9 protein-coding genes are annotated in these 12,321 nt (G+C 31.3%); 4 read left to right on the top strand and 5 right to left on the bottom strand.

What is annotated here, in order from left to right; genetic code table 11:
* The first annotated feature begins 40 nt into the window (after positions 1-40).
* Together Q0891_RS06220 and Q0891_RS06225 are read left to right on the top strand one after the other, a co-directional pair.
* Positions 41-847 carry a sulfurtransferase gene (locus tag Q0891_RS06220; RefSeq protein WP_299099831.1) on the top strand — a complete coding sequence of 269 codons (807 nt, stop codon included), beginning with the start codon at positions 41-43 and terminating at the stop codon, positions 845-847.
* 19 nt (positions 848-866) lie between these two features.
* Positions 867-1,202 (top strand): hypothetical protein, encoded by a 336-nt coding sequence (locus Q0891_RS06225; RefSeq protein WP_299099834.1) that lies wholly within the window; start codon positions 867-869, stop codon positions 1,200-1,202.
* Between the two features lie 153 nt (positions 1,203-1,355).
* On the opposite strand, the gene Q0891_RS06230 is transcribed toward Q0891_RS06225, so the two are convergent.
* The 3 genes from Q0891_RS06230 to Q0891_RS06240 all read right to left on the bottom strand — a co-directional run bounded on the left by Q0891_RS06230 (position 1,356) and on the right by Q0891_RS06240 (position 6,040).
* Positions 1,356-3,437: a mucoidy inhibitor MuiA family protein gene (locus tag Q0891_RS06230; protein ID WP_299099836.1), complete on the bottom strand. Its 2,082-nt coding sequence runs from the start codon at positions 3,435-3,437 to the stop codon at positions 1,356-1,358.
* 388 nt (positions 3,438-3,825) lie between these two features.
* Positions 3,826-4,248, bottom strand: a complete 423-nt coding sequence (locus Q0891_RS06235; RefSeq protein ID WP_299099838.1) for a thiol-disulfide oxidoreductase DCC family protein — start codon at positions 4,246-4,248, stop codon at positions 3,826-3,828.
* A 22-nt stretch (positions 4,249-4,270) separates the two neighbouring features.
* A complete protein-coding gene (locus Q0891_RS06240; protein WP_299099840.1) occupies positions 4,271-6,040 on the bottom strand; it encodes a hypothetical protein in 1,770 nt (589 codons plus the stop codon).
* Positions 6,041-6,453: 413 nt separating this feature from the next.
* On the opposite strand from Q0891_RS06240, the gene Q0891_RS06245 reads away from it, so the two are divergent.
* Complete coding sequence (locus tag Q0891_RS06245; protein ID WP_299099842.1) at positions 6,454-8,076, top strand: hypothetical protein; 1,623 nt, start codon at positions 6,454-6,456, stop codon at positions 8,074-8,076.
* A 49-nt stretch (positions 8,077-8,125) separates the two neighbouring features.
* On the opposite strand, the gene Q0891_RS06250 is transcribed toward Q0891_RS06245, so the two are convergent.
* The gene (locus tag Q0891_RS06250; protein WP_299099844.1) at positions 8,126-10,291 is read right to left on the bottom strand and encodes a DNA mismatch repair protein MutS; all 2,166 of its coding nucleotides are present in this window, start codon (positions 10,289-10,291) and stop codon (positions 8,126-8,128) included.
* 136 nt (positions 10,292-10,427) lie between these two features.
* Here Q0891_RS06250 and Q0891_RS06255 point away from each other — a divergent pair, with 136 nt between their 5' ends.
* Positions 10,428-11,102, top strand: coding sequence for a uracil-DNA glycosylase (locus tag Q0891_RS06255; protein ID WP_299099845.1), 675 nt, complete (start codon positions 10,428-10,430; stop codon positions 11,100-11,102).
* A gap of 317 nt (positions 11,103-11,419) precedes the next feature.
* On the opposite strand, the gene Q0891_RS06260 is transcribed toward Q0891_RS06255, so the two are convergent.
* Entirely contained in the window at positions 11,420-12,274 is an 855-nt protein-coding gene (locus Q0891_RS06260; protein ID WP_299099847.1) for a substrate-binding domain-containing protein, read from the bottom strand.
* Positions 12,275-12,321: the final 47 nt, after the last annotated feature.

Consider the following 12,321-nt stretch of genomic DNA (forward strand, 5'->3'; position numbering starts at 1 on the left):
GTTATAGGATCTAAATAAAATTTTAAAGTTGATTAAGTTTATGACCTTAAATACACCATTAATATCAGTTAATTGGCTGATTGAGAATAAAAAGGCTTCAAATTTAATTGTTTTAGATGCAACGATTAATAAAGTCATAGATTCCGATTCTAAACGAATTTTAAAAGCACGTTTTTTCGATATTAAAAAGAAATTCAGTGATGTTTCTGCACCTTTTCCTAGTACGTTACCTTCGAAAGAACAATTTGAACTAGAAGCTAGAAATCTAGGTATAAATAATGATTCTTGTATTGTGGTTTACGATGATAAAGGCATTTACTCTAGTGCTAGAGTTTGGTGGTTATTTAAAGTTTTTGGGTTTAATAATGTTGCTGTTTTAGATGGCGGATTACCAGAATGGACCTTAAAAGGTTTATCTATTAATGCTTATGTTGAAGAAACTTATCAAATAGGTAACATTAATGTTGACTTTAATCCAGAATTAATGACCAATTTTGATGGACTAAATCATTTTATTAAAGATCCAAATGTTTTAATTGTGGATGCAAGGTCAGAAGCGCGTTTTAAATGTTTAGTAGATGAACCTAGAGAAGGCTTAAGACGTGGCACAATTCCTAATTCTAAGAATTTACCATTCACAGATTTGATAAATGGTAATACTTTGAAGCCAATTAAGGAATTATCAGAAATCTTTAGTAAATTAGAGATAGAAAACAGAACAATGTTATTTAGTTGTGGTTCTGGTATTACAGCTTGTGTTGTTGCTTTGGCTGCCACACTTTGTAATTATAATAACTTAATAGTCTATGATGGATCGTGGACAGAATATGGAAGCTTAACCGAATAAAAATAATATAACCCTTAATATGAAAACCATAGATTGGACTAAAGATGAACTTGTAGCCTACGTTTTATTATTTGCTGCAAATGCTGATTTTAAAGAATCTGAAAAAGAACGTGAATTTATTATCTCTAAAGTAGATAAAGAGACCTTCAAAGAAATTCACGAAGAGTTTGATAGAGATAACGACTATCAAGGTCTTAAAAAAATTACCACAAGCTTAGAGCAACATCTTTACGATAAAGACGATGTAGATTTATTGCTAGAAGATATTAAAGTGTTGTTTTTTGCAGACGACGATTTTGACGTTACAGAGCAAAATATGCTAAAGGCATTAACGAGATTGTTTAAGTCAGTTTAAAAAAGAAAGCCTCAAAACCAAAAACAGTTGCTCTATCGTTTAACGACACTTATAAGAAGTTAGACTATTTTTTCTTATAAGAATTAGATTCGTTCCTAACTAACGGAAGCTAGGCTCTAATTGAAACTATTTTGTTTTGAGACTTTATTTTATTTATAAATTAATGCGTTTTCCTTTCGGAAATTTAATAGAATAGGCGTGTTTTAGTTTTTCCGTTTCACTTGCTTTTAGATTTAATCTCCATTTTAAAATTCCTTTGTCTTCATTATAATTAGAAGTACCTGTATCTATATCATCAATCTTAATAGATTTGTTCTGACTTTTTGGTATTCTATCTAAAAGAGTTAACAGTACGTTAGATGTTTTATTGTTTTTAATTTCAATTTCATAAGCTTTTTGAACCACCTTATTATTACCAATAAAAGTACTCTTTTTGTAATCGTTTAGTTGTGTGCGTTTTACTACAATATTTGGATCAACGCCAAGTGAAACTGTTAAACTGTCTGTAGTTGCTGCAGGATTAATATTTGTTTTTCCAGAATAACTTCCTTCAAAATAAACATTAGCTTCTGCTGGTAACAAATTGTATTGTTCCCAATTACCAATCTTTGCGGTTAAAAACACATTTTCATTTAGAACTGGTGCGGCAAAATAAGTATAGTTGGCAGGCACACTAAATTTATCTATTTCAATGACAACAACATCGCCATCTGATGGTATACTGTGCTTTTTGTCAATTTTAAAGTTGGTGTTCGTTATGCCTTCTTCTGTAATTACGCCAAATTCGTTTTTATTAGTTTTTGTAGAAATTAATATCACACCATTAGCGCCTCGACTTCCGTAAATAGCTGTTGAAGCAGCATCTTTTAAAATGTCCATTGAAGCTATGTTATCAGGATTTAAACGGCTCACATCGTTAGCACTAACCGGAACACCATCAACAACGTAAAAGGCCTTTTTGTTTGTTATCATCGAAGAATTTCCTCTAATTTTAACACCAGCTACAGCACCTGATAAAGCTTCATTCGTTGTCGTGCCATAACCAATTACTACAACTTCATCTAAAGAATTTCTGTTTTCAGTTAAAGTGACATTCATAATACTAGAATGAATTGGTAACTCTTCAGAACTCATGCCGACATAGGAATACACAATTGTATTTCCGCTAGTAGTATTTAGAGTGTATTTACCGTCAAAATCGGTTTGTACACCATTAGATGTGCCTTTTTCAATTACTGATACGCCTGGCACAGGTAATCCATCTGAAGCTAAGGTGACAACACCAGAAACGGTTTTTACTAACGGATTGTATTTATAATTGTAACTTTTAGTCGCACGACTTGTGTTATATTGACTGTAAGGACTAATGAAATTTAAATATTTAGGATTAACCATTGGTTTTTCATTATTTGTATTTGGATCGCTTGTGGAGAGTACTAGATTAACGTCTGTCCAATCACAACCAGAGTTTTGAAACACATGTGCTTTATATTCTAGATTAATAGGACTATAGATTTTTTCCGCTTTGAGATCATAAATAGGAAACCAACCAGCATTCTTAATATTATACTTTATTTTTAAATTTAAAGTGCTGGCAATTTCGCTGTTTAGTTTTAATTTAATCTCGCCAGTCTGCGTTTTGTCTTCAACATTAAATTCGGCTAATTGCTGTTGTATTTTTACTTCGGTTTGCTGAATATCTTTAATTTTAGAACGCGACGTATTAATGTCTGTTTTTAATTCCGTAATACGCGTTCTGTAGTAAGTTGCAAAGGACTTTAGCTTTTCTAAACTTACGACCTCATTAGCATTACCAAGTTTTTTGTTATTCTGAATTAAACTCAATTCTTCGTTATAACCAGAAATGAGATTGTTTTGATATTGAATTTTTTCTTCAATTTTTTTAAGTTCATTCTGCAATGAAACAATAGAATCGCTTGGTTTTTTCTTCGTTAAATAATTAATTCCATAATTAATGGATAGAATAGTAGCCGTATCTAGCCCTGAAATCTGAATACTATTTTCTTCTATATAAGGTGATAGATTATTTAAAGTAATTATGGATTTACCTGAATTAAGTTTTACTGAGGCTTCACGATTTATTTCTGCACCATCTAAATAAACGGTTACATTTTTAATTTTTGAATTTTGCTGTTGCGAATAGCCAAATTGATTAACTATTAGAATAAAAACTAATAGACATAGAAAATTAATTGGTTTTAAGCTGTAAATCATAATCTTGAATTTTTAGTTAAAATCAAAATTAAAGAACATGACATGTTGAGTAAATTAGAAATGAGTAAGTTGCAACTTTAGTGAAGTGAAACGGCTATTTCAGTTAGTAAGGCAATTACTACTTAGAGGTTATTGGCAGATATAATTGACACGTTTTAATAATTAATCATATTTAAGAGGGCTTACAACGATTTTATTGCGGCAATTCTTAAGACAGATTTATCTTTACTACATCAAAATTTGTGCTATGATACAATTCCATATTTTCCCTCATAATATTTAGAATTGAGCTTACATTTTTTGTAAAATTAATTTAGTTTTAAGTAAGTTGTTAATTTAAATTAAGCCCTTCATTTGGTTGTGAGAGGGCTTTTTTTTTGAACTATCATTAATCTATGAATTTTGATTTCAACTCTGGAGTAGGAATCATACAAGATTCTTTTTTACCATACCATTTATAACGATTTTTAGCAATATAATTATAAACCCAATTTCTAATAAAAGCAGGTACAATTAAGAAAATTGATATTAGGTTGGTAGGTAAACCTAAACGACTTGCAATTAGTAGTGCAGCTGTGGATTTATAGGTTAACTTATCCTTTACAGGATTATAAAGTAGTATTGAATCTGTTTTCTCCGTATCAATATTAAACTTCTTAATAATCTCAGTTCCAATTTTACTCTCTAAAGGCGCAAATAAAAAATTGTTTTTAGAATCTCGCTTAATAACATACAAAACGCTACTGTTGCAAAGGTTGCAAACACCATCAAATAGTATGAGTTGTTTGTTATTTGTAATCTGAGTTATCACAGTGCAAAGATAAAGCTAATACCTATAATGTATTTAAAAATTCAGTTAAATCCACGTCTTTATTTAAGGCTAACTTCTTCTTTAATCGGTATTTTGATTTTAGCACACTATCTGGTAAAACATTGAGCATTGAAGCAATTTCTTTGGTTGTTAAATTCATACGTAGAAAAGATGCTAAACGAATCTCTTTTTCAGAGATGTCCTCTGCAATTGTTTTTATTTTATTGTCGAAGTCATTATGTACTTCAGAAAAATAGCTTTTAAATACTTCCCAATCTTTATCTTCAGCACTTTCTTTTTTGAGAAGCATTACAAGTCTCCGGAATTCCACTTTAAACAATTCTGGGGATTTTTTTATTTTTTCTAAATTCTCTTTTAGCTCTTGAATGAATGCACTTTTTTGAACTAGGTGAAGAGTTTGTGACGCTAATTCTTTCTTTTTAAAGGCGATTTCTTGTTTGTATATTTCTTCTTGTTTTTCGCGTTCTATTCTATTTTTCTTCATACGTTGCTTAAAACCGAAGTAGAGTAGGCCTGCAATAGCAAGTAATGAGAACATGCCAATTCCATATAATGTTTTAATTAATTTGTCATTTTCAGCTTTTATAGTTAAGTTTTTTATTTCTTCTTGTTGTAAGGCTATTTCTGCTTCCTTTTTTTCGGTTTCGTGTATGGTTTGCAATTCAGAAAAACGATTATTTATTTCAGTATTGGAAATGTTATCTTCCAAATTTTTATAAATTTTGTAATATTTTAAACTACTTTCAAATTCTTCAGTTGCTTGATACGCTTGTGATAATAGTTTGTGAATTTTTGGTTTAAGTGCGTCAAGGTTATTTTTATCTGCTTCTGTTTTAGATTTATTTAGATACTTTATGGCATTACTATGCTCGTTAAGCAATATTAGACATTTACCTAGATCCATGTTTAAATGCGCTAGAGCGTAACTATTATTTAAAATAGATTGGTTACTAAGCATAGATTGGTATATTGTTTTGGCTTCATCAATTTTACCGCTCGCTATTAGAAATTGTGCTTTTCTTTCTATAGCATCATCAATAAGGCTTTGGTCTTTAAGAGAATTACTAATCTCTGATAATTCATTTATATACCTGTTGTTTTCTTCATTTTTTTCTTTGTTAGGTATTTGTAGACTAAGAATTAAATTTAGTGTACTAGCGTATTGTCTTTTTTGGTTCTCTTTTTTAAAGTATTTCAATATTTTTTTATGATAGTCAATTGCATTTATTGTATCCTTCATTTCGCCATATACACTCGCAATAACCAATCGATTTTGGTTTAAGTCCATAGACAATTTTTTAGTGGTGTATATACTTTCAGCCTTTAATGCTTTTTCTAATGCCAAATTGTAGTAGCCTTTCATTAAGAATACAATAGACTTTGAATTGTATATATCTGCAATGCCAACCATGTTATTAGCTTTAGAGTAATTTTTTTCTGCTTTATCATAATAATGGTATGCGCTATCTAATTTTCCAATCATGTTATAATCCTGTCCAATATTGCGTTCAATTCCTGCTATTTTGTTGTAGTCATTAAGTCGTGTATAAATCTTCAATGCTTTGTTGAAGTATACTTTAGAGCTGTCAAACTTATTCATATAAGAATAGGTTACAGCTTTTCGTTCAATACCAAATCCAATAATAGTATCAATTTTAAGTGCTTTACCTAGGCTTATCATATCCTTAGAGAATATTAAGGATTTCTCAATATTGTTATTAATATTTTCACTCCATAGATGATTAAGGATGTGAAACCTATCTATATCCATTTTTGATTCTGACAACGCTTTCTCTAAGCTGTCAATTTTTGTTTGCCGTTGAGCAAATATTGATGAAGAAAAACAAACTAATAAAAGAATAATAATCCGAAAAAACATATCACAAATATTTAATGATTAGCTGTAACGAAGTTAGTTAAAATTAAAGTGGCTTGGACAGCCTTAATATCTACACAATGATTTTAATTAATACCTTGTCTATGTATTGTCTATATGAATAGATATTAATTTTCTTGTTAAGGTATTTAAAATCAATTATTTGCAGTTAGTTAGATTTTTTGGGCTACATGGTAGATATATAAAATTTCGATTCCGCTGTCCATACTTTGTCCATGCCAAAAATTAGATTTTAGTGGATTTGACTTCTAGTTTTGACTCAGAAACAATTCGCAAAATTATGTATTATGAAAACAGCTATTAAAAATTTAAAATGTATTATGATGTGTACTTTACTACTCTTTGTATTTGGGTGTAGTAAAGAGGATGATGGATCTGGTGATAGTGTGATTGAAGAGGTTAACGGTATTGGTGCAGACGATTTAGAAAATTATGGAGGAGACTTAGGTTTATTAATAAACACAAGAGACTTGGTTAAAAAAGGTTATAATCCTGTAAAAGTTAATATCACAACTACAGCAATACAAGGTAATTATGACCAAGAGCTGGTTGTTGACCCATTTACAAACATAGCACAGCTAAAACTCTCAATTGATGATTTAACAGAAATTGCAGTTGATGAACTGAGAGATGGTGTTGGTCTTGAGGTTGAAGTTTTAAACCCATCAGATAACGTTATTTTATCTGAAACTTATAGTGTAGTTTCATTTGAAGAAAATGGAAACCAATTTGATATTGATGCTTCTAACTTAGAAGCAGTTTCTAACAACTTACATTTTAATGGTGATATGCGCTATTACTTACAGTTAGTTGATGCTGGTGGTAACTTTGAAAATACTATTGTATGGAAACCTGGAAGTGGTGATGATGGCAGTCTTAGGCTTGAAGAACGAACATCTTCTTTTAATCGAGGTATAACAAGTGAGCAATTTTATATATATCAATATCAAAACGAGGATAATACAGTTGCTGTTTATTCTGCTATAACCAATCGTTATTTAAGGATTGGGGAATCAACAAGAACATTTAGACAATCTGGTGCTTATTCCTTTCCATCTACGAATCCTAATTCTTTAGGCGCGGATTTAAAATTTATAGTTAAGAAAGAATCTAATGGTTTATATACTATCAGAGGTGCTTCTGATAATAAACCATTGAGAAGGATCGCAAATGGTTCTGATATGAATTGGCACACTAACGATAATGGTACCATTCAGTATTTTAGAATAATTAGTTTAGATATTGAATGGCAAGTCACTCAATTAGATACCGAATATTTACAACCAATTATGCCTGCGGTTGTAACCTCTTTTGGTTTTAACAGTACCTTAAAAAATTGCGGATCAGGAAACCTAGAGCAACAAGTAGGAATTGAAAAAGACGTTACGACTACATACACAAATGCATTTTCTGAAACTATTGGTTTAAGTTCTAGAGTTACTACAAATGTTGATGTTACTGTAAGTGCAACTGCAGGAGCCAGTTTTTTTGGTAATGGAGGTTCTGTAACCGCTGAAGCATCGGCAGGATTGGAAGTTTCAACAGAAGCCAGTACATCATCTACAGTCTCAGCTGAAGAATCGGTTTCAGATACAAACACCTTCTTTTCAAATAGAATTGTGACAGTACCAGCAGGTAGCGCTTCATTGGTTTATGATGCTTACCAAACATATTCTAACGTTAAAGTGCCTTATGTAAAACGCTTAAGATTAACAGGTAATCATACCCAAGGCCCAGAGTCTATGTCTGGATTTGAAATTGCCACACAGCTCGAAATTTCAAATTTTTTAGGTGTAATTACTAATATAGGTTCAGATTTTGTAGAGGTTACCATAAAAGGTAACATGTATTTAAATAATATTGTTGATTCAGTAACCGAGGTAAGAGATGTTGCAGCGAATTGTAACTAATATTGCTAGCAATTCTTGAAAAACGATGGCGTTATTGCCATCGTTTTTTTTATTTTTTAGCCTCAACCAATTCTAATTGGTCTAAGCTAACGTTAGTGGTAAACATGCCATAATTAACATTGGCTTTGCCTTTTTCTATAGAATCTATGCTACCAATGGCTCTTCCATCTTGCATACGTACACGATCCCCAATTTTTAAAATTGGTTTTGGTTTTTCTACTTTTACGTCTTTCTTTTTAGTCGCTTTTTTCTTTTTTCGTATAACTTCAACTTTCTTTTCTGCTTCAGCTTTTACTTGACGTTCTTTATGTTTCTCAGCACGTTTTTGTTTTGCTGAAAGCTTTTTTCGTTTTGAATTTTCTATTTGTACCAAACGGAATAATTCCGCCATTAATTCGCGCTTCTTTTTGTCTTCAAAATACTTTTCAGAGATGTCGTTGACTTTCTGACCTAAGTAAATTAAGCGTTGGTTAGAATCGTATAACTCTTGAAAGTTCTCTAATTTCTTTTGCACCTTAGCATTAATTTCTTCTAATTTATCTGCTTCTGAAATTTTCTTTTTTTCGTTTTCTTTAAGTGAACGTTCTGTACGTTCTAATTTGCTGCGTTCTTTCTGTAGCTTTGCTATAGTGGCATCAAACCTAACTTTGCCACGTTCTATCTTCTTTTTAGATTTATTGATTAGGCTATACGGAATGCCATTCTTTTGTGCGACTTCAAAAGTGAATGAACTTCCGGCTTGCCCAACGGCCAATTTGTACATTGGCTCTAGAGTACGCTCATTAAAAAGCATGTTGGCATTTTCAATATGAGGTAACTCATTAGCGAGCAACTTTAGGTTTGAATAATGCGTAGTTATAATTCCAAAAGCCTCACGCTCGTAAAAGACTTCCAAAAACGTTTCAGCTAAAGCACCTCCTAATTCGGGATCACTTCCAGTTCCAAACTCATCTATTAAAAACAAGGTTTTATTATTACACTTTTTCAGGAAATAATTCATTTGTTTTAAGCGATAGCTGTAGGTACTTAAATGATTTTCTATGGACTGGTTATCGCCTATATCACTTAAAATTCTATCAAATAAACATACGTAGCTTCGCTCATGGACAGGAATTAACATACCACTTTGTAGCATGGTTTGTAATAAGCCAACAGTTTTAAGTGTAATACTTTTTCCACCAGCATTTGGGCCAGAGATAACAATAATTCTGCTATCTTTTTTTAGGCCAATAGTTTGCGGAAATGTTGTTTCACCTTTTTCTTTATTGTTTAAATAGAGTAGAGGATGATAAGCATCGCGCAAATGCATACTGCGTTCCTTTGAGAATTCTGGTAAAATAGCATCCATGCTTTGTGCATATTTTGCTTTGGCAGAAATGAGATCTATTTGTGTTAAAAAGGACTGATAATCTTTAAGAAGTGGCAAAAACATACGAATGTAACCGGTTAGTTCTTTTAAGATTTTTATGACCTCTTCTTTTTCCTCATATTCTAAATTGTTGAGTTCTCTGGTATGTTGTAACGTAGTTTCTGGCTCAATGTAAACAATGCTTCCGGTTTTGCTTCCACCCATTATGGCACCACGTACTTTTCTGCGATACATTGCTTTTACAGCTAGTACACGTTTGTTTTCTACCACAGATTCTCTAATGTCGTCTAAATAATCTAAGTTGTGATAGGTGTTTAAAGCCGAAGAAAAACTACTATTTATTTTGCCTTTGAGTTGATTTATAGATTTACGTAATTTGGATAAAAGGGGAGAAGCGTTGTCTTTTATATCTCCAAAACGGTCCACAACAGCATCAATTTGTTCTATTATAGTCGTATTGATTTCTATAGGCTGGCTGTAAGTGTATAATTTAGGATAATACTCTTCAAACTTCTTTAAAAACTTTAAAATAGTATTTACAGTTAGTGACATGCTTACTATTTTCTGTAAGCTAGAAACCTCGAGATAAGTATTCTCTATTTTAAGTAATTTTAATTCTTTGGCAATAGTTTCAAATCCATGATTAGGAATTCTATTTTCATTTTCAAAAGATGATAGGTATTCATTAACATACGCCAGTTCTAACTTTAAATGTTCTTCTTCCTTAAATGGAAGAATAGCAAGCACAGCTTCTTTTCCTAGAGCTGTTAATGTATGTCTGCTAATTTGATCTAAAACTGTAAAAAACTCAAGGTCTTTTAGTGTTTTTTCATGAATATTTATCATGTAATTATCTTTCTTTTTTAAAGCCTTACAAATTTAGGGTAAAAGAGGCTATATGCCTAATACTGCAAAGTGCTTTTGTTCTATCTATAATTATTATAGATGTTTCTTTATTTTTGAATTTTAATTAGAACCTTTTATGAACTTAAAAATTGATAATAGCTGGAAAAAACATCTTCAACCAGAATTTGATAAACCTTATTTTAAAGATTTAATGGATTTTGTTGCGCATGAATATCAAAATTATGAGTGTTTTCCGCCAGAACCTGAAATCTTTAATGCCTTTAATCAATTTGATTTTAATGACCTAAAGGTGGTTATTATTGGTCAAGACCCTTATCACGATGTTGGTCAAGCTAATGGATTATGCTTTTCTGTAAATGATGGTATAAAGCATCCACCTTCATTGGTCAATATATTTAAAGAACTTGAAACCGATTTAAAAATTCCCTACCCTAAAAGAGGTAACTTAATGCCTTGGACTAAACAAGGTATTCTATTATTAAATGCTACACTAACAGTTAGAGCTCATAAAGCTGGTAGTCATCAAAAACAAGGATGGGAAACTTTTACAGATGCTGTAATTAAAACAATCAATGATGAAAAAAGCAATGTGGTTTTTTTACTTTGGGGCGGATTTGCTAAGAAAAAAATAAAACTAATAGACACTACAAAACATATAGTTTTACAAAGCGGTCATCCTTCACCTTTAAGTGCGAATAGAGGGTATTGGTTTGGTAATAAATGTTTTAGTGAAACTAACTCCCAGTTGCTGCAAGTTGGCCAGCATCCAATTGTTTGGTCTTTAGCTTAGCATGTTTAGTTTGAAGCGTAACATTTTTCTTTACCTTTAAATACGGAGGAATTCTATTATCTGCTTTTTTAGGTGTTTTGTTACAGCTAAATACCAATAACAAAAAATTCAATGCGACTAGAGAAGCTAGAATAATTGCTATGGTTAATATCATATTAGGTTAATTACTTGATTGGTTGTAAGCATGTGCTTACTTCAAATATAAATAAATTTTTGAAATATTAAAACATATAGCTAGAAACAGTTTTAATTTAGTTGATTTATTCTCAGAAATCAAGCGGTATGAAAAGAAAAAAATGAATAATCAATACATTATTTTAAATTTTATGTATTAAATCTAGATAGTCTACTTTTTTAGGAATAATGTTTAAATCGAATAATTGGTTCTGAACATTATTTATAGTGTCTTCAGTCATTACGGTTTGCGACCACTCAGTTAAAGACAACCACTCTTGCACATCTTCTAATTCTTGTTCGTATCTATTGGCTATAGTTTTATCTATACTAGGAATTGATTTAAACTCAGAAGTTGTTTGATTAATGATGTCTAATATAGTTTTTAAAGTATCTCCATCGTTTTCAATAAAGTCTTCACGTACAGCAATAACAAAACAAGGCCAAGGTGTTGGGAAATTTGCAATACGTCTAAATATGCCATCGTCTACAATAGGCTTTGTGGTAAATTTTTCCCACATAAAATAATCTGCTTTACCTTCTGTAAGACCTCTCACAGCGCCATCTAAGTTTTTTATAACTTCAAAATTGAGATCTTTTTCTAAATCCCAATTATTATTTTTGGCATTGATGTAAGCCATAAGATGAGAGCCAGATCCATATCTACTAATAGCCGCTCTTTTACCTTTAATATCTTCTACGGTTTTAAAGCTTGAATCTGCAGCCACATGAATTCCCCAATTTAATGGCGACTCTACAAATGTTTGAACAATTTTTGAAGGATTTCCATCAATAATATCCTTTATAACACCTTCTGTTAAGATCACTGCCATATCAATTTCTCCAGACCTAAGTGCTTTGCACATTGCACCTGTTCCTCCATGATAATCGTGCCATCTTAAATTGATGTCTTGATCTTTGTATTCCCCATTTTTCAATGTTAAGTACCAGGCTAAATTAAAATGTTCTGGTACGCCTCCAATATTTACTTTTTTCATCTTATGCTGAACTAGCTTCTGTGTTTTATCTACTAAGAAGAAGTTTT

The sequence above is a fragment of the uncultured Winogradskyella sp. genome (genome assembly GCF_947498005.1).
Lineage (GTDB): Bacteria > Bacteroidota > Bacteroidia > Flavobacteriales > Flavobacteriaceae > Winogradskyella.